This is a genomic window from Bacillus aerius, from assembly GCF_029894105.1.
Classification (GTDB): Bacteria; Bacillota; Bacilli; order Bacillales; family Bacillaceae; genus Bacillus; species Bacillus altitudinis.
Genome location: NZ_JARYHO010000001.1, coordinates 2,306,063 through 2,327,329 on the forward strand (window position 1 = coordinate 2,306,063; position 21,267 = coordinate 2,327,329).

The window sequence follows — 21,267 nt, forward strand, 5'->3', positions numbered from 1 at the left end:
AGCTGATTTTCAGCAAAAAAACCATGTCCGCTTTTCTCACAGGAAACCAAATGATACTTCCCTGCATAACCTATGAAGAGAAAGAGAATGCAGTAAGGGAGGTACAAGTATGTTAGGGCAAAGGCCTATGGGCGATTTTCAGCCGCATCGCCCCTCACGCCGGCACCTTGGAAATGGCGGACAGCCCGGAATTTTTCAACGGAGACAGCAGGCTCCGATCGAACAGCCTTTTCAAGGGCAAGGCAACCAATTTCAACAAATGATGCCTCGCTCTCCGTCTGTACAAGGCGGCGGTCTACGCGGGATGGGTGGCATTCCTGGAGGCGAAAGCCGTGCACTAGGCGGCGGAGCCGGAATTAAGGGCATGCTGGCAAAGTTTCTTCCTGGAGCTGGAGGAGCAGGGATCTCTGGAGCTGGAGGTGGTGCGGGATTACAAGGAATCCAGAGCTTCGCAAACCCTGCGAACCTTTCCAGCATGTTAGGAAATGTTCAAAAAGTACTCGGAATGGCGCAGCAATTCACGCCTATGATTCAGCAATACGGTCCTTTAGTCAGAAATTTGCCTGCCATGATTAAACTCTATAGCCAGCTTGGCAGTGCAGATGATGATGAAACAAATACGAATGATGCAGACGAAGAACCAAAAGAAATCACTGCAGAAACAGACGTTCCACACGAACAAACAGCACCGGTTGATGATGAAATAGAAGAAGGAAAAGAAGAAGAACCAGAGGACATCCTTGTCAAAAAAGGGACTGTACACACATCAGCTGCTCCTGAAGCAAAACCGAAAAAAAGATCGGGTAGTTCCATTCCGAAACTATATGTCTAGTGATCTTTTAAAGGCGAAGTGTTTCCCATGTATAACAATCTTTGATATATGCGCTTACTTTGGCTATAATGAAGGAAGAGAATGATCAAAAGCCGTTTTTCACGGCTTTTTATATTGTTCTTCTCTAGCAGCACTTCCCTACAGGAGGACGAATAAATGAATGTAATTAAAATTTCGCCGCGTGGCTATTGCTATGGCGTTGTCGATGCAATGGTCATTGCTAAAAATGCCGCACTTGATAAAAACTTGCCACGCCCAATTTATATATTAGGTATGATTGTGCACAACAAACATGTCACAGATGCCTTCGAAGAAGATGGAATTTACACACTGGACGGACCAAACCGTCTGGATATTTTAAAACAGGTTGAAAGTGGCACAGTGATTTTCACCGCTCACGGCGTATCTCCTGAAGTCCGTCAAATTGCAGAAGAAAAAGGCCTTGTCGCCATTGATGCGACCTGTCCAGATGTCACGAAAACACATGAACTCATTTCAGAAAAAACAGCTGATGGATATGACATTATTTATATCGGGAAAAAGGGTCACCCTGAGCCAGAAGGAGCCGTCGGTGTTGCACCTGACAAAGTGCACCTTGTCGAAACAGAAGCTGATATTAAAGCGCTCGATTTAACGTCAGATAAACTGCTCATCACCAATCAGACGACAATGTCTCAGTGGGATGTTCATGATCTGATGGAGCTCATTAAAGAAAAATATCCTCACGTCGAGTACCATCAAGAAATCTGCCTTGCGACACAGGTACGTCAGGAAGCTGTGTCACAGCAAGCAGGCCAAGCCGATCTGACCATTGTGGTCGGCGATCCAAAAAGCAATAACTCAAATCGTCTGGCCCAAGTGTCAATGGAGATTGCAGGAACGCAGGCTTACCGAATTGGTGATCTCAGTGAGCTAAAGCTTGAATGGCTCCAAGGGGTAAAAACCGTTGCCGTTACTGCAGGTGCTTCCACACCTACACCTATTACAAAAGAAGTCATTCGTTTCTTAGAAAACTACGAACCTGATGATGAATCAACATGGAAAATTGAACGGACGGTTCCTCTTTCTAAGATATTACCTCGCGTGAAAACAAAGAAATAAAAAAACGTCAGAGCTGCTATGGGACTGACCCCCGTTTTTGAGACAGGGATCAAAACACCTTTATACAGCCAATTGCCGATAGTTTATCGGTGATTGGTTGTTTAGTTTCGTTTGAATACGAATGTTGTTATAATAATAAATGTATTCTTTGACAGTGCGTTCTACGATGGTGGTCGTAGTGCGATCAATCCTGTTAAGATAGAACGTTTCAGACTTTAGTGAGGAATGAAACGATTCGATGGAGGCATTACCATGAGCATGTCCCTTTACGGGACATGCTCATGGTAATGCCTTTTATATGAACAGCTTTCTGATACTCGTAAGATGTATACACAGAACCTTGATCGCTATGTAACACGCAATTCTCAGGCAGTGCTGGAAGCTGATTAAGTGTGTTTAAGATAAAGTCTGTGTCCTGCTTATCACCAATCGTAAAAGCAATCACTTCTCCATTATATAAATCCAATATACTGGAAAGGTACAATTGTTTCTGTCCATAAGGCAAATACGTGATGTCCGTTACTAGTTTTTCAAGAGGGCGATCAGACTGAAAGTTCCGATTCAGTATATTACCGGCTACGGCATAGGGCTGCCCATTCTTCTTACGCTTTTTCATTTTAACCCGGCATTGCCACTGGTTTTTCTGCATGATACGTTGAACAGTTTTATGGTTAATACGCATTCTCATTTTTAGTATGGCTGTGATTTTCCGATAACCATATCGATATTTGTGCTTTCGGCACAACGTGCCGACCTGTTTCTCTAGTTGTCTTTTAGAATGATTCTGAGTCAAATCCTTTTTCCATCTATAATACGAAGTGCGTGAGATGCCTAAATGGACACAGATGTCCTGTACCGTCATCGTTTTGCACAATTCTTCTACAAGTTTGATTGACGTTTCTTTATCAACTTCCTTTCCAATTCGTTGTACTTTTTTAAAACTTCATTCTGTTGACTCAAATAGCGATTTTCTGCCTGTAGTCTCTCTAATTCAGAAGAGTACTCGGGACCCTTTCCATAGGTATATTGTTTTCCAACAGGTTGTTCGAACCTGTGTGTATCCCCAGCTTTATGCCATCTCACCCATGTCTGAACCTGCGTCTTATTCTTGATATTCAATTCCTGCATGATCTCTTTCATAGGTACGCCTGCCAATCTCATTTCCACAGCCTTCTGTTTGACTTCAACCGGATAACTCACTCTTGTCCCCATAGAAAAAACACCTCCATGTTTTATTTCGGATCACAACGATCCGTTTTCAAACTTGAAGGTGTTTTTTATTTGTCTCATCTTAGGGGGTCAGTCCCTATGCTCTGACGTTTTTGTTTACACAAATTGAAACGGGTTTGTGTTTGATTCTGATACAAAGAATTGCACATCATATTTTTTATCTGTACATAGCGATTCTAGCTTTGTCTTCACGCCCTCTTTCATGATCTTTTCTGCGTAATGACCTGGGTCCACTACATTCAGTCCGAGCATCATGGCATCGTGAGCGACATGGAAATAAAGGTCACCAGTCACGTACACATCTGCCCCCATTCTTTTCGCTTGATGGATATATTTATTTCCGTCTCCTCCAAGCACAGCTACTTTTTTCACGACCGCTTCCTGGTCTCCTACAAAACGCGCTCCATTCACATCTAACTTCGTTTTCACAAATTGAGTGAAGTCTTTAAGTGTCATAGGTTCTTTTAATTCACCAATACGACCAAGGCCTTTTTGAATAGGAGGAAGATCTGTCGTGTGTACACTGTAAGCCACTTCTTCATAAGGGTGTGCTTTGATCATTTCACGAATCACTTGTTTTTCAATACTTGCTGGGAAAATGGTTTCGATTCGTACTTCTTTCACAAATTCCAATTTACCCGTCTCACCAATAAATGGCACAGCTTCTTCTGATGGCAGAAAACTGCCTGTCCCTTCATTTGAAAAAGCGCAATGACTGTAGTTGCCAATATGGCCAGCTCCCGCATTTCCTAAAGCCGTCCTGATGGCCTCTTCAAATTCCACTGGGACATACAAGGCTAGCTGCTTAATTGGATCTTCGTATGTTGGAACTAGCACTTTTGTTTCCCCGAGCTCTAAAGCGTCTGCAAGCAAGTCATTGACTCCTCCATCAGCCACATCCAGGTTTGTATGTGCTACATACACCGCAATATCATGTTTGATGCATTTCTCAATGATCCGTCCTGCCGGCTGATCTGTCGCCACATGTTTTAATGGACGGAAAATTGGCGGATGGTGGGCAATAATGAGATCCACCTTCCGCTCAATTGCCTCATCTACCACATTTTCTAATACATCTAAGGTGATCATGACATTGGTCACTTTTTTATTCAGCGTTCCAATCTGGAGCCCGATTTTATCACCTTCCACCGCATATGCCTTTGGTGAAAATTGCTCAAATAATTGGATGATTTCATGCCCGTTCACTGTTTTAGCCAACAGTCAAAACCTCCTTTAGAATTTTTATTTTCGCATTCAGCTCTTTGAGACGTTCTTTGTTCTCTTCCGTCGGCGCTGCTTGTTGAATCTGGCCTTCTATATGCTCCATGTGCTGAAGCTCATTCATCCATTTGCGCCGGAAGACATCATTTTGCTCTTTGGCAAGAAACGGACCAACGAGCATGCCTTTTTCAATCGACATGCCTTCATAGGCTTTATCTTTGTCGCCAGTTTCGGCAATGATGATTTCGTATATTTTGCCATCCTCTTCTAAAATCACTTCATCCATCAGTTCATACCCCTCTTGATAGAGCCATAAACGAATATGATGGGCATGAATATTAGGCTGAAGAATAAGCCGCTCCTGCCCTGTGAGCTTGTGTTTACCTTCATTTAGAATGCTTGCAATGAGTGCCCCGCCCATTCCTGCAATTGTGACAGCATTCACCTCGCCTTTTTCAATCACTTCAAGGCCATTGCCTTTTCTGACTGAAATCTGCTCATCTAATTCAAGCCTATGTACTTGCTGCTTCGCAGATTGAAGCGGTCCATCAGTAATTTCACCAGCAATGGCTTTCAATGCTTTATGATGTAATATCGCATAACATGGCAAATAGGCATGATCTGAGCCGATATCAGCAAAGACCGCCTCTTTTGGTAAAAAGTCTGCGACTCTTTTTAATCGTTTTGACAAATTCATTTCATTCATCCATATCACTACTTTTCTTTAATGTTCATACTTGTCTATCTTATATAAATTATGGACTTTTTAAAAGTCGTTTTCAAATGAAAAAAGCTCTTCTGATGAAAAAGAGCTTTTTGCGCTTTATTATTTAATTTTGGATACCCATTCTGACATTTCATCGAGCTTTTCATTCGGAATTAGCCCGCCCGGCATCCCATTTCCGCCTTCTTGAATTTTCTTCTTGATGTCTGCTACTTCAAGCTTGTCGCCAACACCTTTTAATGCAGGACCAGCGCCACCTTCGTAGTTTTCCCCATGACAGCTAATACAGTTCTGCTTATACAATTCTTCCGGCGTTGCATTTGCGGTCTCTTCTTGCTTTTGCTCTTTGCCCCCAGAGGCAATTTTGTCTTCATCTTTCAGCCCCTTCATTGATAAGAAAAAAGTGAGTCCAATACCTAAAATGGCAATCAATAAGAATGGTATAAGTGGATTCCGTTTCATTTCTTTCATCCTCCCCTTTGTGAAAAACCCCTTTGAGACTATGCAAACAATTCTAATTCTACTTTAATTTTACAAAAAGTAAACGAATTATGATACAAAACTTTGGTCAAGTTCACAGATTAGACAAAAATGATTCAAAATGAGAAAAGAAGCCTTTAGCACATTTAGATGTATTTTTTATACATCTTTTCTCTAAGAACGTTGCAAATTCATTTGTTATTCAGTAAAATATAATCAGATCAAAAAAGCGTTTTCATTTTGATGAAGAAAGAACGGATCTCTCTCAAGATCCGTCCGGTTTCTATTCTAAGAAGTCTTTTAATCGTTTACTTCTGCTTGGGTGTCTTAATTTACGAAGAGCTTTCGCTTCAATTTGGCGAATACGCTCTCTTGTTACGCCAAACACCTTTCCTACCTCTTCTAATGTGCGTGTTCTTCCGTCATCTAGTCCGAAACGCAGTCTCAGCACATTTTCTTCACGGTCCGTTAGCGTATCTAATACATCTTCAAGCTGCTCTTTTAAGAGCTCATAGGCAGCATGGTCTGATGGAGAAGTCGCCTCTTGGTCTTCGATAAAATCACCAAGATGCGAGTCATCTTCCTCACCAATAGGTGTTTCTAAAGATACTGGCTCTTGCGCAATTTTAAGAATTTCTCTTACTTTCTCTGGTGTTAAATCCATGTCTTCCGCAATTTCTTCTGGCGTTGGTTCTCTACCTAGATCTTGTAGAAGCTGTCTTTGAACACGGATTAATTTATTAATGGTTTCCACCATATGAACCGGGATCCGGATTGTTCTTGCCTGATCGGCAATCGCACGTGTGATCGCCTGTCTAATCCACCAAGTCGCATATGTTGAGAATTTGTATCCTTTGCGGTAATCAAACTTCTCAACCGCCTTCATGAGCCCCATGTTTCCTTCTTGAATCAAGTCAAGGAACAGCATACCACGACCAACATAACGTTTCGCAATGCTAACAACGAGACGAAGGTTCGCTTCCGCTAATCTTCTTTTTGATTCCTCATCGCCTTCTTCAATCTTTTGAGCATACGTAATCTCTTCTTTAGCAGATAGCAAATTGACGCGCCCGATCTCTTTTAAGTACATACGAACAGGATCATTAATTTTGACACCTGGTGGTACGCTTAAATCATTCAGGTCAAATTCCTCTTCTGCCTTAGCCAGTTGCTGAACATTTGGGTCTTCAGTCTCTTCATTTTCACTGATGAGTTCTACACCCTGTTCGCCTAAGTATTCATAGTATTCATCCATCTGGTCTGATTCAATTTCAAAGCTAGACATACGCTCTGCAATTTCTTCGTATGTTAAAACGCCCCGTTTTTTACCCGTTTCAGTGAGCTTATCTCTCACCTGTTCAAAGGTTAATTCAGTTTCAGTTTCGTGGGCTTGTTTATCAGCCATTATGGATCCCTCCTTCCAAAGCTTGCAACGAATTCTAAAGTAACTTGCGATTTGCTTCTGCTCTGCCTTTCTCTCTCTATCAAACAGAATGAGCAAATAGGAATAAAAATAAATAATGATGAAGGCAAGATGCTTGCGGTCTTATGCTCCTCCCATTAAAGGATTCATTGCCAGCCGTAAGTCTTGTCATAAATAGTAGACGTATTACTTCAGCGAACGGTTCAACTGAATAATTTCTTTTGCAAGTGTTGCCGCTTTGAAGAAATCTTTTTGCCTCTCCGCCTCTGCACGTTCTAGTTCTTTTTCCTTTATCATTGACAAATTCCGATGATTCAACACTTTTTTTACATAATCACTTAATTCAGCTTCACTTAGTTCGTCTCCAACTTGAATCATGAATATATCCGTCAGGAGCTGATTAATCACATCATCTTCTATACGGTTCATCAGATGCTGCGGGGTCGGCTCCTTGCCTTCTTCATACAATGCATAAATGTATGTTGCCAGCGCTCTGTGCGAATCTATATTAAATTCAAACCCTATCCTATCAAGCACTTTTCGGATCACGTCATCATTTTTCAACATATGTGCAAGGAGCATTCGCTCTGCGTTTTCATATGCCGGCCTTAGACGTTTTCGTCTTACCTGTGTTGACAGATGTGCACGCCGCTTTTCAAGTCCATTTTCTTCTTGCGAGCTCTTGGCTTCTTGTCGCTGCTGCTTTTCAAAAAGCTCCAATTGCTCCTTTAATGAGTCAAGTGAAATGGAGAACTCCCCAGCCAGCTGCTTCATGTAAATCTCTTGTTCCAAGGAACCGTTTAATCGGCTAATTTCTCGGAGAACCTGCTTCATGTAAGTCAGGCGGTCTCCTTCGTCAGACAAATTCTTTCCTCTTCGGAAAAAGTTCATCTTAAATGTCATTAATGTCACACTTGCATCTATGATGTCATTCCTAAATTTCTCGCCGCCATATTTACGAATGTAATCATCTGGATCAAGTCCATCTGGTATCATGGCAACGCGAACTTTACATCCTCTTTTTCCAAGCAAATCTGATGCTTTCATGGTCGCTTCATACCCGGCCGTGTCAGAGTCATAACATAAAATGATCTCTTCAACGTTCCGCCTAAGAAGCTTTACGTGCTCTTCTGTTAAAGACGTACCCATTGTTGCAACACTTTCGCCAACACCACTTGTGACAGCCGAGATGACGTCAGCAAATCCTTCGAAAAGGACTGCACGTTCGCGTTTTCTAATATGCATACGCGCGTCATGAAAGTGATAAAGCAGCTTACTTTTATGAAAAAGTGGCGTTTCAGGACTATTCATATACTTTGGCTGCTGATCACCAAGTGATCTTCCAGAAAAAGCGACGACCGTCCCGTGATGATCATGAATTGGAAACATGACACGATCTCTAAAGCGGTCAAAAAAACCTGTGCCGTTTTCTCGTTGAATCAAAAGACCAGCCTTCTCCATCATCGCAGGATCAAACCCTCGTTTTTCTAAAAACTTGGTCACAAAATCCCACGAGTCGAGAGCATACCCGATCTCAAACTTGGCAATTGTTTCATCCGTAAAGCCCCTGGACCTTAAATAATCGAGTGCGTTTTGACCTTCCTTTGTATTTACCAGCAAATGGTGGTAAAATTTCTTAAGAAGCTCATGCGCCTCAATCATTTTATGATCTGCTGTATCCTCTTGTTGTGAGGAACTGATCTGCGCATTCGCTACATGATCCGGCAAATCAATATGGTACTTATCAGCAACATGTGAAACGGCTTCAATAAATGAGTAGCCTTCCATTTGTCTGAGGAACGAAAATACATTGCCTCCTGCACCACAGCCAAAACAATGGAAGATTTGCTTATCTGCTGAAACAGAGAATGAAGGAGTATTTTCACCATGGAATGGACAAAGACCGAAGTAATTCCGACCTTGTTTTCTAAGCTGTACGTATTCTCCAATCACTTCGACAATGTCTGCGTTTTTTTGGATTTGCTCCAAAAGTTCATCTGGTATACGTTTGCTCATCCTAATAACACTCCGTCGTACATTATTCGCCTTTTAATTCAAAAATCCTTCATGATTCGACAGGATTTTTTGTAGTTGGGCAATAAATCGCTTTTTATCCTCTTCTAAAAGCTTTTTGGGACCTTTTCCGTATACACCTTTTCTTCGCTGTTTACTGGAAACATGCCTGCGTTCCAAATCAAAATCAATTGTTTCGTTTGTGTACATTCGTCCTCTTTCAGACAGAACAATGACTTGTCTTGGAAGCAGTAAGGAGGCCAGACCAATATCCTGGGTGACAACAATATCGTGCTTGACAGCTAAGTTTGCAATGACTAAATCTGCTGCTTCCTTATGTGTATCAACAAACCGCCAATCTTCAAGTGGTGATCGTTTGGTTTGAAAATGCTCATATGAAGCAATGAAAGTCACAGGTACTTGAAATTGAGATGCAACAGAAAGGATTTCGTCTTTTACAGGACAAGCATCTGCATCGACATAAATCGTCCTTTCTTTTTTACGTTCATTCAGGTGACTAATTCTCCATCCCTCCACCTTATTCCTGCTTTAGAGAAGCAAAAAGACCATACTTTTCCCCCATAAAGCAATCAACAGTAAAACTCATTTTGTCGAAAAGTTATGTTCAGAATCACTTGACTTCTGCCAATATTAGTTTATTCGTTCTTGACTTAACTTAAACCTAAAATCAATCATTTTATCACAATTTTTTATTATAATACAAATGCAGCAAATATGCCATTGTTTTTGTTTACCCGTTTCCCACCATAGGAAAAACCCAGGAGGAGCATCCTGAGTTTATTCGGAACCTCTTTTGGTCAGCATTTGATGAATGACATTTGCTGTCTCCTCAACTGCTTTATTCGATACATCAACAACTTGACAGTTAATGCGGTCAACCACTTTTTCAAAATATTCTAGTTCCTCTTTAATCCGCTCGATATTCGCATAAATGGCACGGTCATTTAAACCGAGTGATTTTAAACGTTCTTTACGGATATGATTTAGTTTATCTGGACTAATTTTCAGGCCGATGCATTTTTTTGGATCAACTGAGAATAACTCCTCTGGCGGATCAACTTCAGGAACAATCGGAACGTTTGCTACCTTCAAGCGTTTATGTGCTAAGTATTGAGAAAGTGGTGTCTTAGACGTACGCGATACACCAATCAGCACAATATCAGCCTTTAGAATACCTCTTGGGTCCCGGCCATCATCATATTTCACAGCGAACTCAATGGCTTCTACCTTTTTAAAATAGTCCTCATCTAATTGACGTACACGACCTGGCTCATGTTTCGCTTCATTTCCATATGCCGTCTCCATTTTATCAATAAGTGGACCGATAATGTCATAGTACACGACGCCATTCGCTTCTGCTTCTTCTATTAAGAATTGGCGCATTTCTGGCACAACAAGAGTAAAGCAAACGATCCCATTATCTGCTTTCGCCAATGAAATCACTTCTTTAATCGTACCGACATCCTCTACATATGGGATTCTTCTAATATTTGAATGGTCGGATGAGCCGCCATCAAATTGGCTAAGTGCCGCTTTGACCACGAGCTCTGCCGTTTCTCCTACTGAATCTGATACAACAAAAATTACGCGATTACTCATAACATCCCCTCGCAGTCTTCTGTAATTAGATAATTTCGTTCTCTGATAAGCTAACAAGTATTTTCGTCATGTTTGTTTTCGTAATTCTGCCGACCACTTCAAAGCCTTTATCCGTATCTTTTATAACAGGAAGTGCATCTATTTGCTTTTCAATCAAGTGCTTGGCCACATCCATAATAAAATCTTCTTTGCGGCAAACGGTAATGTTCGGCATTCTTGTCATAATAATATGGACAGGTATAGATGGAAGCTCTTGTTTCCCAATACTTGCTCGAAGGAGGTCTTTTCTTGATAACACGCCTGTTAAAATAGAGTGATCGTCCACAACGAATAATGTGCCCACATCCTCTAAAAACATCGTACAAATCGCATCATAAACCGAAACATTCTCGTGTATCACGACCGGAATGGACTGAAAATCTTTCACTTGAAGTTTTTTCAGCTTATCTGCCAGAAGCTGCGTGCCTGTTTTGCCTGTGAAAAAGTAGCCGACCCTTGGTCTTGCTTCTAAAAAGCCAGACATCGTTAAAATGGCTAAATCCGGTCTGAGGGTAGCCCTTGTTAAGTTCAGCCGATCGGCGATATGCTCTCCAGTGATCGGACCATTCTCTTTGACAATCTGTAAAATCTGCTCTTGCCGTTTATTTAACTCGATTGTACTCACCACCTTTAAATAGAGAGAGCGAATCCTTACTTTATGTATATCAATTTCATAACTCATCATATTATAGCGCATCTTCGTCCGAATGAAACAAAAATCCACTCAAAAACCGTGAATTAAATGAGTAAAAAACGATTGCCCTTCGAAAAAGGCAACCGTTCTTAGGTATTTATTTTACAATTAAATTGTTCATATTCGCAAATGATTGAATGACTTTTGCAAGTTTGACCATTTGTGCCAAACGATTTTGTTTCAGTTTTTCATCATCCGCATGAACCATGGTATGGTCGAAATAATGAACAATTGGTGCTTTTAATGTATCTAGCGCTTCAAGTGCTGATTGGTACTGACCTTTTGCCATATACTCGTTGACGGCTTTTTCCGCTTGCTGATACGCTTCAAATAGCTTTTGTTCGTGTTCATTTTCAAACAGTTCAGGCTGAATCTGTGCGTCTTCCCCTTTTTTACTGATTGAAATGACGCGGCCTAGTGCCTCAGCCGTTTCTTTGAAACTCTCCTGTTTCACGCTCTCTTCAAGAACAGCCGCTTTTTTCACAACCGCATATGGTTCAATATTTTCAACATCAAGGACTGCTTCCACCACGTCATGACGGATATGTTCTGCTTGGAGGACATATTTCAAACGGTGTGTTAAAAATTCAATGAGAGCCGCTTCATGTTTTGTCTCTACTTGAGCTAGTGCTAAAAGCTCTTTAAATGAAAGATTCCATTGGCGGTCGAGCAGGATTTGAACGATACCGCTCGCTTGTCTTCTTAATCCATAAGGATCTTGAGAGCCCGTTGGAATCACATCAATTGAGAAGAATGAACAAATAGAATCTAGCTTATCCGCCACTGCAACAATCGCCCCAATAAGTGTTGACGGCGCATCGTCACCGGCAAAACGCGGCATATAGTGCTCGTTGATACTCTTTGCCACTTCTTCATGCTCGCCAAGTGCTCTAGCATATTTTTCACCCATGATTCCTTGCAGTTCTGGGAATTCATAGACCATCTGAGTCACAAGGTCAAATTTAGAAATACTGGCTGCTCTTGCAGCGCGTTTAGACGTTTCTTCATCAGCACCCACATGACTAGCAAGGCGGACGGCAATGTCTGTTACTCTTTTCAGCTTGTCGCCAATCGTGCCAAGTTTCTCATGGAATACGACTTTATCAAGCTTTTGAATGTTGTCTTCAATGACGAGTTTTTCGTCTTCTTTATAGAAAAATGCCGCATCTGATAAACGTGCACGAAGGACCTTTTCGTTCCCTCTTGCCACATTTTCAAGTGCCTCACTGTTCCCGTTTCTGACCGTAATAAAGTGCGGCAGTAATTCCCCTTGTTCATTTTTCACTGGGAAATAACGCTGATGCTCTTTCATTGTCGTGACAAGCACTTCTTCTGGCAGCGCAAGAAATTCTTCTTCAAAAGAACCAAATAGAACGGTTGGATATTCAACAAGATCGTTCACTTCTTCTAGAAGCTCAGGATCAACTGGAATGACCCAGCCTTTTTCGGAAGAAAGGGCATGTAATTGCTCAGTAATTAATTGTTTTCTTTTATCTGAATCAACAATGACAAATTGATCTCTTAATGTTTGCTCATAAGAAGCTGGTGTGTTAATGCTGGCTGTCGTCCCTAGGAAACGATGTCCTCTAGTCTCCCGTCCGCTTTTCACTCCTGCAATTTCGACAGGAATGATCTCTTGACCAAATAAGCAAACAATCCATTTAATTGGACGGATATAGCGTAAATCCTCGCTTCCCCATCTCATGTTCTTTGGAAAACTCAATGAAGCGGCAATGTCCCCCAATGCTGGAAGAAGGTCTTTGACTTGCTTACCTTCTTGAAACTTTTGGACATGGACATAATCTACACCTTTGATGTCTTTGAAATACAGATCATCAGTTGATGCGCCTTGTCCGCGGGCAAAACCTTCGGCAGCTTTTGTCCAATTGCCTTCAGCATCTTGAGCAATCTTTTTAGCCGGTCCTTTTGCTTCTTCTTTGATGTCCTCTTGTTTTTCTGCAACACTTTTGACGAGTACAGCTAGACGTCTTGGTGAATTAAATAAAGCAACGTCTTCGAATGAAATATTTTGCGCTACGAACCAAGCTTTTACTTTGTCACCTAGCTGCTTTGTGCTTTCTGGCATGAAACGAGCCGGCATCTCTTCTAAGCCGATTTCAAGTAATACATCTTGTTTATTCATGAGAAGCCGCCTCCTCTTTTAGCATAGGGAATCCTAGTTTTTCTCGTTCTTCGTAATATGTTTTGGCTACTTTTCTCGCTAACTGACGTACTCTTCCGATATAGCCTGTTCGCTCAGTCACAGAAATCGCGCCTTTGGCATCAAGCAGGTTAAATGTGTGAGAACATTTGAGTACATAATCATATGCCGGGTGAACAAGCCCTTTGTCCATTTGGCTATGTGCCTCTTTTTCATATGTTGTAAATAAATCGAACAGCATATCCGTATTAGATGTTTCAAACGTATACACAGAATGCTCGTATTCAGCCATTAAGAATAAATCTCTTACAGTAAAGCCATCTGTCCATTCAAGATCAAATACATTTTCTTTGTCCTGGATGTAAGAAGCAAGACGCTCAATTCCGTATGTGATTTCAACAGAAACTGGCTTACATTCTAAACCGCCGACTTGCTGGAAATACGTAAATTGCGTAATTTCCATTCCATCAAGCCAAACTTCCCAGCCAAGTCCTGCGCAGCCAAGAGATGGGTTTTCCCAGTTGTCTTCAACAAAACGAATATCATGTTTCAGCGGGTCAATGCCAAGCGCCTTCAATGATTCTAGATACAGTTCTTGAATATTGTCAGGTGATGGCTTAATGATCACTTGAAATTGATGATGTTGATACAATCTGTTTGGGTTTTCTCCATATCTGCCGTCAGCCGGACGTCTTGAAGGTTCTACATAGGCTACCTTCCATGGCTCTGGCCCAATGCTTCTGAGGAACGTGTATGGACTCATCGTTCCAGCACCTTTTTCTGTGTCATATGCCTGCATTAATACGCAGCCTTCATTTGACCAATGCTTTTGCAGTGTCAAAATCATGTCTTGAATATTCAATGATCGCACCTCCATCTTTTTTACACCATCCGCTATGTATGGCGGTGGGGCCTAGAACCTTTTTGCAAAACACAAAAACTCCCGTCTCTATGCTCACAAGGTTCCTTGCAAACATAGGGACGAGAGTTTTTCCCGCGGTTCCACCCTATTTGCTGGTGTCGTAGCACCCAGCCGCTTTGTTTTACGTTGCTCAAGAATGCCTTTCGTTACGTGTCCATCCTTAGCTCACACCGCCCTAAGGTCGCTTTTATGGCTGATACGTAAGTACTTCTTTCTGTCAATGCAACATATTTGATCTTAGATGATCTTACAAAAAGTCACGAGAGATGTCAACTTTTGTTTTCACCGTCCATTAGCTTTTTCATGGATTCCATTTGATTCATGAATTTTTTTGATTTTAAATAAAGACCTGAATACTCTTCATAATAATGATCGAGCACTTGACGAATTTCTTGTTTCGTCTGTGGTTTCACGTCAACCTGACCAAGCCTTGATAAATCAAAATAATGAAACACACGGAGCAGTCTTGCTGCTGCTGGGGATAAGGGCAGTTTATATGGATCTTTAGAAAAGCATTGCCTACAGATGAATCCGTTATCTCTAATTGAGAAATGGAACTGCCCTTCTTTTTGACCGCAGTGTACACATTGGTCCAGTTCAGGCTTCAACCCCATCACTGACAGCATTTTAACCTCTACGATAAATAAAATAATATCAGCATCTGTGCCTTCATTGAGATGGCGTAAAGATTGAAGAAGAAGTTCAAACAAGTAAGGGTTTGGCTTCTTTTCTTCTGTTCCTTTATCAAGTAATTCTGTCATATATGCGGCATATGCGGTCAGAAATAAATCTTCCCGAATGGTTCGCATGCTTTCCATCATTTCACCTTGCTGGAGCGTTCCAAGTCCTGTTGATGATTGGATCAGGAAGGTTCCGTATAAAAACGGCTGGCTTATGGCTGACAGGCGGCTGTTCGATTTCTTAGCGCCTCTTGCCATCACACCAATTTTCCCATGTTCTCTAGTGAGCAGCGTGACAATTTTGTTTGTTTCGCCATAATCTGTTGTTCTAAGGACGATTCCTTCACTTTTAATGAGCATTTGTCTACACTCCGAGCATTGGAGGGGGTCAAGAATTATAAGATTGGAAAATCAAGTCGTGCTATTTCTTCTTCAAGTACATCGGGTCTTTCCAGGTTCTCCTTTTCTAACTCTTTGAAAAGCAGATACGTGTCAACGCTTCCTGTTTGTGAAAATACGTTCCATGTAAAATTCAACATAAAAACCCCACCTTTCTTTATTAGAAGCAGCACCGCTACATCCAACATATTAACTTTATCTTGACCAGGCTACCTCCATTTCATGATAAACAATTTTTACTAATCGAACCGCACCATTGTCAGATCTACTAACAATTGTATCGGTTTTTAATATTCGTCTTCTCTAAATCCGAAATCACGAAGATGTGTGGATTTATTACGCCAGTCCTTCTGCACTTTTACCCAAAGCTCTAAATACACCTTTGAGCCTAAAAGTGCTTCAATGTCTCTGCGCGCTTTTTGTCCCACTTCTTTTAATAAGCTGCCGCGCTTACCAATCACAATCCCTTTTTGTGAATCACGTTCTACGACGATGGTCGCTGCAACATGAATCTTGCCGTTTTCATCTGGCTTGATCGATTCAATCGCAACCGCAATACTGTGAGGGATCTCTTCTCTCGTTAAATGCAGCACTTTTTCACGAATTAACTCAGAAATAATAAATCGCTCTGGGTGATCTGTTACTTGATCTGCCGGATAAAATTGAGGGCCTTCTGGAAGATAACCTTCAATTTGCTGAAGAAGCGTATCAATGTTGTTGCCTTCAAGTGCTGAAATTGGCACAATTTCCTTAAATGGGTAACGTGTGCGGTATTCATCAATTAAAAGGAACAATTCATCCGGATGAATTTGGTCAATTTTATTGACGACAAGGAACACTGGTGTCGATGTTTGCTTTAGTCGTTCAATGATGAATTCATCACCTTTTCCATAGCCTTCCTGTGCGTTGATCATAAACAAGATCAGGTCGACTTCCTTGAGTGTATTTTGAGCCACCCTCATCATAAAATCGCCAAGTTTGTGCTTCGGTTTATGAATTCCTGGTGTATCGATAAAAATCGTCTGTGACGTGTTTGTTGTCAGAACACCTTGCACTTTGTTTCGAGTCGTTTGGGGCTTATCACTCATAATCGCAATCTTTTGTCCAATCACACGATTAAGAAAGGTCGATTTCCCTACATTTGGTCTTCCAATAATTGATACAAATCCTGATTTGAAGCTTTCGTTAGTCATTTAAATCCTCCGGTGAAAATGCGCCTGGCAATAGTTCGTTTACTGTCGTTTCGTATATATGTCCTTTTAAGTTCGTTAGAATCACTGGCATATCAGGTGCACATAGCTCTGAAATGACCTGTCTGCATGCGCCACATGGTGAAACAGGTCGATCTGTATCAGCCACTACTGCAAGCATTTGAAAAGATGTGATGCCCTCTGAGTAAGCTTTAAAAAGTGCTGTTCTTTCCGCACAATTACACATACCATATGCTGCATTTTCAATATTGCAGCCGCCATACACTTTTCCGTCATGCGATAATAATGCTGCACCGACTTTGAATTTAGAATAGGGTACATATGCAAAATCTCTTGCTTTGACTGCTTCTGAAATCAACTCTTGTTTGTTCATTCTAGTTCCCACTTTCAGAAGAAATGGTACCACTGTCACATTTATATTTTACATAATTCACGTGACATTTTCACGCCCATTTCTAAAAATGTTAATAAATAGTAATATTGTTCTATTGCATGATCTTCGGTAAGAAGATCATCAACCCAATCATAACCGAAATGGCGGCGTAAACGCAAACAGCGCCTGCTGCCGCGTCCTTCGCTCTCTCAGCAAGAGGATGCTTCTCTTCTGTGAAAAGATCTACTGTATGTTCAATCGCTGTATTCACAAGTTCTAACGCAAACATCCCGCCGCATAAAAGCAGAATGATCATCCATTCAACCGGATGAATGTGAAACCAAAAGCCGCAAATCACCACGATGATGGCTGCGACTGTGTGAAACCGAAAATTCCGTTCATTCAAGAAAGTTCGCCATATTCCTCTAAATGCATAATAAAAACTCCGAAAAAAACGGACAAGCGGCGTTCGCTTCTTACGATGATCTCGAAAGGCCATAATCATCCAAGATTTTTGTCTGTTTGGCGAACATTTCTTTTTCATCTTCTTCTGTCATATGATCATAACCAAGCAAATGAAGAAAACCATGAATCGTTAAAAATCCTAGCTCTCTCATGAAGGAATGTCCATATTCCTCTGCTTGCTCTTTCGTACGATCAACACTAATGATAATGTCACCAAGTACAGGCGGAATGTCATCAGCTCCAATGATTTCAATTTCCCCTTCGCCTTCTTCCTCAAGGGCAAATGAAATTACATCTGTTGGTGCATCTTTTCCTCGGTATTCTTTATTAATTTGATGAATTTCTTCATTTGAAACGATCGATACTGATACTTCTGCTTGATCTTTTACTTCAAGAGCATCCGCAGCAAATTGAAGAAGTTTTTCCACTTCTTCAAGCTGCTCTTTCGATACTTGTCCTGTTTCATCTATTAAATCGATTAACAATGTCATTTACTTCACCTTCTGCTTCGGGGCATCTGGATATTCAATCCGAGAATGGAAAATCCCCTTTAATGTTGTACAAATTGTTTGGCTAATAATATTTAATTCTTTAAATGTCAGATCACATTCACTAAATTGTCCATCCTGCATCTTATCTGAAATAATGCCTTTCACAAGCTTTTCAATCCGCTCAGGGTTTGGATTATGCATCGAACGAACCGCCGCCTCCACGCTGTCAGCTACAGAAATAATGGCCGCTTCTTTTGATTGCGGTTTTGGACCAGGATAGCGAAATTCTTCTTCTGTCACCTGATCATCCCGTTCTTTTGCCTTATAGTAAAAGAACTTCAGCAGGGACTTTCCGTGATGCTGTTCTGCAATGTCCACAAGTTCCTCTGGAAACTTCTTTTCTCTCAGCATTTCAGCACCATCTGTCGTATGGGCAATAATAATATTCTTGCTCAGCTGAGGAGAAAGCTTGTCGTGCGGATTATCAATGTTCATTTGGTTTTCAATAAAGTATTGTGGTCTTTTCGTTTTTCCAATGTCATGATAATAAGCTCCAACCCTTGCTAACAATCCATTTGCACCGACTGCTTCACATGCAGCATCCGCTAAATTCGCCACCATGACACTATGATGATATGTACCTGGCGTCTCTGTTAAGATCTTTTTCAGCAGCGGATGATTCGGGTTCGATAATTCAATAAGCTTCATGGTCGAAAGAATGCCAAACATGCTCTCAAAGACTGGCATTAACCCAATAACCAAAATAGCCGATGCAAACCCTGACACAATCGCCATGATGAGGTTCACACCTATTTCAAGCCCTGATGGAGAAGAATTTTGAATCAGCGTAATGGACAGCACGACAAGTACATTCACCAAAGCTACCCAAAGCCCCGCCTGCAAAATTTTCGATCTCGCATTATGTTTTCTCAAAAATAAAATTCCCGCCATCCCGCTTATTAAATAATAAGCACAGATGACATAGTTAAAGACACCTGTTACTCCTTGATTAAACATCATACTGCCGCAAAGGGCAAATACAAGACCGGAGAAGATTGCCAGCCGCTCATTGATCAGCAGCTTAATCAGCATCGTACCAAGTGCAACAGGCACGACATAGCCGATGGTCGTATACTTCGTTTCCTGGAAGAGACTGAATACTTCCATGATGATTAAAATAATGGTGAAAATGAGCGAGTACAGCAGTAACGATTTATTCTTATGGACGAGCGACTTTTTCCTCGATTCCAGTGAGTGGACAATCGCCGCTAAGAAGAGACCGATTAAGATGATAAGACCGCTTACAGGCTTAAACAAATTGGAGCTGTTTAAAAGGCCGGTCAGTTCTAATTTGCGATACACTTCACGGTCAATGAGCTCGCCTTCTTCCACTAAAATTTGCCCTTGCTTAATTTGAACTGGCTGGATATTATCAGCTGCTTCTTGTCTTTTCTTCTCTGTTGCGACCGGGTCAAATACATAGTTTGGAATAATCGCAAATTCACCAATTTCTTTCGCTGCATTTAAATATTTTGACGGAATCGAATTGTTTTCAAGCTCTGCTTTCACTTGTTTCTTTTCATCTTGCAGCTTAGAAGCTGTGATTTCTTTACTCATGAGAGAATTGACCACTGTGATGATGGAGTCCTTTGTAAAAGAAAGGTTTTCGTCACTTGCTTGGAGCAGTGCTTTAATCGATTGATCCGAAACAGCTTCCTGCATATCGGTTGTGAGTTTCTCTTTTACACGCTTCACCATCTCTTGATCTGTTGGCGGGTTCTCTTTGTCATCAGCTGCTTTCTTCTCTTCTTTAATGGCTTCAAAGAGGGATGAAATGAGGTCAACACGATTATCAGAATACGCTTTTTTGAGTGTATATTGGTCTTCCACTTGATCCGTTGCTTCTTGTTTCTTTTCTTCTGTTGCTTCTTGATCATCAACGGTAGACGGAGAATAGATGGTCTGTTCGCTCACTGAAAACAAATCTAGGTCGAGCGATTCAGGTTTTACATGGAAGAAGAGCACCACAAACATGATGGCCGCTAAACCAGCGTATAGCAGTACGTTTAAATAGCGTGAGCGCTCCATTTTTTGAGGTTCTTTTTTAGACAGCAGTCTTTTTCGCTTACTGCCTTTCTGATTCTTTCTCAAGGAAAGTACCTCCTTTTTTACTTTAAACCACGATCGAAACAAAATGACCCGATTAAGGCGATCGGGTCACTCAGTTCATTTTTGCTTTTCGTATGCTCCAATGATCTTCGCCACAAGCGGGTGTCTGACCACATCTGTCTGATCTAATTCAATGAATGAGATACCCTTGATCTCAGCAAGCATGTCCTTTGCAGCCGCAAGACCTGACTGCATACCTTTAGGCAGATCAATTTGTGTAATATCTCCTGTAATGACCATTTTAGAACCAAAGCCTAGTCTCGTCAAAAACATTTTCATTTGAGCTGGCGTTGTATTCTGCGCTTCATCTAAAATCACAAATGCATCATCAAGCGTCCGCCCTCTCATATAGGCAAGAGGGGCAATTTCAATCACTCCGCGCTCAATTAAACGTTCCGTATGATCACTGCCAAGCACATCGTGCAGAGCATCATATAGCGGTCTTAAATAAGGATCGACTTTTTCTTTTAAATCTCCTGGCAAAAAGCCAAGACTTTCCCCTGCTTCAACAGCTGGTCTTGTCAGGATAATCCGTTTGACATGTCCATTTTTGAGGGCATGTACTGCGTTGACCACTGCCAAATACGTTTTACCTGTACCAGCAGGGCCAATCCCAAAGACCAGATCATCTTTTTTCATTGCCGCAGCATATTCACGCTGGCCGATCGTTTTGACTCTGATCGACTTTCCTTTGGCATTTTTCGTAATTTCATCTTCATACATATTTTCAAAATAATTGAGCTTGTCTTTTTGCGCCATTTTAATGGCATAGACGACATCCCGTTCAGAAATCTCAATTCCTTTACGAATGAGATGTAAGAGAGATGTTATCAAACGGCTTACAGTATCTCTCGATGCTTCCTGACCAGAAACATACACTTTCTCTCCACGTGTGATAATGGAGACATTCAGCTCGTTTTCCATCAGTTTCAGATAAGCATCTTGATTGCCAAATAAAGCAATGGCTTCGTTTGGGCTATCCAATTTTTGTTGAATCTCAAGTAAATGTTCTGTCATTC

General features: G+C 41.3%; 20 protein-coding genes and 1 pseudogene. 2 read left to right on the top strand and 19 right to left on the bottom strand.

The features are described 5' to 3' along the window. The first annotated feature begins 109 nt into the window (after positions 1-109). Entirely contained in the window at positions 110-832 is a 723-nt protein-coding gene (gene vrrA, locus M2353_RS11930) for a VrrA/YqfQ family protein (RefSeq protein WP_024718821.1), read from the top strand. 156 nt (positions 833-988) lie between these two features. Continuing rightward, positions 989-1,933 carry a 4-hydroxy-3-methylbut-2-enyl diphosphate reductase gene (locus M2353_RS11935; protein WP_007501283.1) on the top strand — a complete coding sequence of 315 codons (945 nt, stop codon included), beginning with the start codon at positions 989-991 and terminating at the stop codon, positions 1,931-1,933. A gap of 60 nt (positions 1,934-1,993) precedes the next feature. Here the strand turns inward: M2353_RS11935 and M2353_RS11940 are convergent. From M2353_RS11940 to M2353_RS12030, 19 genes and pseudogenes are all read right to left on the bottom strand, one after another. Then, a pseudogene (locus tag M2353_RS11940) lies at positions 1,994-3,145 on the bottom strand (IS3 family transposase). Positions 3,146-3,259: 114 nt separating this feature from the next. Further along, complete coding sequence (locus M2353_RS11945) at positions 3,260-4,381, bottom strand: Nif3-like dinuclear metal center hexameric protein (protein WP_017367619.1); 1,122 nt, start codon at positions 4,379-4,381, stop codon at positions 3,260-3,262. Next, complete coding sequence (locus tag M2353_RS11950; protein ID WP_024718820.1) at positions 4,374-5,090, bottom strand: tRNA (adenine(22)-N(1))-methyltransferase; 717 nt, start codon at positions 5,088-5,090, stop codon at positions 4,374-4,376. The genes M2353_RS11945 and M2353_RS11950 overlap by 8 nt, the downstream gene beginning before the upstream one ends. A gap of 120 nt (positions 5,091-5,210) precedes the next feature. Continuing rightward, the gene (gene cccA / locus M2353_RS11955; RefSeq protein WP_008342390.1) at positions 5,211-5,570 is read right to left on the bottom strand and encodes a cytochrome c550; all 360 of its coding nucleotides are present in this window, start codon (positions 5,568-5,570) and stop codon (positions 5,211-5,213) included. Between the two features lie 301 nt (positions 5,571-5,871). Next, positions 5,872-6,993: an RNA polymerase sigma factor RpoD gene (gene rpoD / locus M2353_RS11960; RefSeq protein WP_008342392.1), complete on the bottom strand. Its 1,122-nt coding sequence runs from the start codon at positions 6,991-6,993 to the stop codon at positions 5,872-5,874. A 204-nt stretch (positions 6,994-7,197) separates the two neighbouring features. Next, complete coding sequence (gene dnaG / locus M2353_RS11965; RefSeq protein ID WP_008342393.1) at positions 7,198-9,027, bottom strand: DNA primase; 1,830 nt, start codon at positions 9,025-9,027, stop codon at positions 7,198-7,200. Positions 9,028-9,060: 33 nt separating this feature from the next. After that, positions 9,061-9,561, bottom strand: a complete 501-nt coding sequence (locus tag M2353_RS11970) for a YaiI/YqxD family protein (RefSeq protein WP_008342395.1) — start codon at positions 9,559-9,561, stop codon at positions 9,061-9,063. A gap of 261 nt (positions 9,562-9,822) precedes the next feature. Beyond that, positions 9,823-10,644, bottom strand: a complete 822-nt coding sequence (locus M2353_RS11975; RefSeq protein WP_008342399.1) for a pyruvate, water dikinase regulatory protein — start codon at positions 10,642-10,644, stop codon at positions 9,823-9,825. 25 nt (positions 10,645-10,669) lie between these two features. Continuing rightward, on the bottom strand, positions 10,670-11,308 hold the full coding sequence (gene ccpN, locus M2353_RS11980; RefSeq protein ID WP_024423017.1) for a transcriptional regulator CcpN: 639 nt from the start codon (positions 11,306-11,308) through the stop codon (positions 10,670-10,672). A gap of 166 nt (positions 11,309-11,474) precedes the next feature. Further along, positions 11,475-13,520: a glycine--tRNA ligase subunit beta gene (gene glyS / locus M2353_RS11985; protein WP_284725472.1), complete on the bottom strand. Its 2,046-nt coding sequence runs from the start codon at positions 13,518-13,520 to the stop codon at positions 11,475-11,477. Next, positions 13,513-14,400 (bottom strand): glycine--tRNA ligase subunit alpha, encoded by an 888-nt coding sequence (gene glyQ / locus M2353_RS11990; RefSeq protein ID WP_003217487.1) that lies wholly within the window; start codon positions 14,398-14,400, stop codon positions 13,513-13,515. The genes glyS and glyQ overlap by 8 nt, the downstream gene beginning before the upstream one ends. Before the next feature lie 329 nt (positions 14,401-14,729). Further along, positions 14,730-15,500 carry a DNA repair protein RecO gene (recO, locus tag M2353_RS11995; RefSeq protein ID WP_284725473.1) on the bottom strand — a complete coding sequence of 257 codons (771 nt, stop codon included), beginning with the start codon at positions 15,498-15,500 and terminating at the stop codon, positions 14,730-14,732. Between the two features lie 35 nt (positions 15,501-15,535). Further along, positions 15,536-15,679 carry a YqzL family protein gene (locus M2353_RS12000; protein WP_008342408.1) on the bottom strand — a complete coding sequence of 48 codons (144 nt, stop codon included), beginning with the start codon at positions 15,677-15,679 and terminating at the stop codon, positions 15,536-15,538. Positions 15,680-15,826: 147 nt separating this feature from the next. After that, a complete protein-coding gene (gene era, locus M2353_RS12005) occupies positions 15,827-16,732 on the bottom strand; it encodes a GTPase Era (protein WP_007501305.1) in 906 nt (301 codons plus the stop codon). Continuing rightward, a complete protein-coding gene (locus tag M2353_RS12010) occupies positions 16,725-17,123 on the bottom strand; it encodes a cytidine deaminase (RefSeq protein ID WP_008342410.1) in 399 nt (132 codons plus the stop codon). The genes era and M2353_RS12010 overlap by 8 nt, the downstream gene beginning before the upstream one ends. Before the next feature lie 112 nt (positions 17,124-17,235). Beyond that, complete coding sequence (locus M2353_RS12015) at positions 17,236-17,622, bottom strand: diacylglycerol kinase family protein (RefSeq protein WP_024718818.1); 387 nt, start codon at positions 17,620-17,622, stop codon at positions 17,236-17,238. Further along, a complete protein-coding gene (gene ybeY / locus M2353_RS12020; protein ID WP_007501310.1) occupies positions 17,600-18,079 on the bottom strand; it encodes an rRNA maturation RNase YbeY in 480 nt (159 codons plus the stop codon). The genes M2353_RS12015 and ybeY overlap by 23 nt, the downstream gene beginning before the upstream one ends. Next, the gene (locus M2353_RS12025) at positions 18,080-20,191 is read right to left on the bottom strand and encodes an HD family phosphohydrolase (RefSeq protein ID WP_396466850.1); all 2,112 of its coding nucleotides are present in this window, start codon (positions 20,189-20,191) and stop codon (positions 18,080-18,082) included. A 114-nt stretch (positions 20,192-20,305) separates the two neighbouring features. After that, positions 20,306-21,265: a PhoH family protein gene (locus tag M2353_RS12030; protein WP_008342419.1), complete on the bottom strand. Its 960-nt coding sequence runs from the start codon at positions 21,263-21,265 to the stop codon at positions 20,306-20,308. Between the last annotated feature and the right edge of the window lie 2 nt (positions 21,266-21,267).

Coding starts and splice junctions, on each gene's coding strand:
- cccA (WP_008342390.1), bottom strand. CDS start 5,570: ATGAAACGGAATCCACTTATACCATTCTTATTGATTGCCATTTTAGGT.
- dnaG (WP_008342393.1), bottom strand. CDS start 9,027: ATGAGCAAACGTATACCAGATGAACTTTTGGAGCAAATCCAAAAAAAC.
- rpoD (WP_008342392.1), bottom strand. CDS start 6,993: ATGGCTGATAAACAAGCCCACGAAACTGAAACTGAATTAACCTTTGAA.
- M2353_RS12015 (WP_024718818.1), bottom strand. CDS start 17,622: ATGGCCTTTCGAGATCATCGTAAGAAGCGAACGCCGCTTGTCCGTTTT.
- M2353_RS11975 (WP_008342399.1), bottom strand. CDS start 10,644: ATGAGTAATCGCGTAATTTTTGTTGTATCAGATTCAGTAGGAGAAACG.
- recO (WP_284725473.1), bottom strand. CDS start 15,500: ATGCTCATTAAAAGTGAAGGAATCGTCCTTAGAACAACAGATTATGGC.
- glyS (WP_284725472.1), bottom strand. CDS start 13,520: ATGAATAAACAAGATGTATTACTTGAAATCGGCTTAGAAGAGATGCCG.
- M2353_RS12030 (WP_008342419.1), bottom strand. CDS start 21,265: ATGACAGAACATTTACTTGAGATTCAACAAAAATTGGATAGCCCAAAC.
- M2353_RS12000 (WP_008342408.1), bottom strand. CDS start 15,679: ATGTTGAATTTTACATGGAACGTATTTTCACAAACAGGAAGCGTTGAC.
- era (WP_007501305.1), bottom strand. CDS start 16,732: ATGACTAACGAAAGCTTCAAATCAGGATTTGTATCAATTATTGGAAGA.
- ybeY (WP_007501310.1), bottom strand. CDS start 18,079: ATGACATTGTTAATCGATTTAATAGATGAAACAGGACAAGTATCGAAA.
- M2353_RS11935 (WP_007501283.1), top strand. CDS start 989: ATGAATGTAATTAAAATTTCGCCGCGTGGCTATTGCTATGGCGTTGTC.
- vrrA (WP_024718821.1), top strand. CDS start 110: ATGTTAGGGCAAAGGCCTATGGGCGATTTTCAGCCGCATCGCCCCTCA.
- M2353_RS11950 (WP_024718820.1), bottom strand. CDS start 5,090: ATGAATGAAATGAATTTGTCAAAACGATTAAAAAGAGTCGCAGACTTT.
- M2353_RS12010 (WP_008342410.1), bottom strand. CDS start 17,123: ATGAACAAACAAGAGTTGATTTCAGAAGCAGTCAAAGCAAGAGATTTT.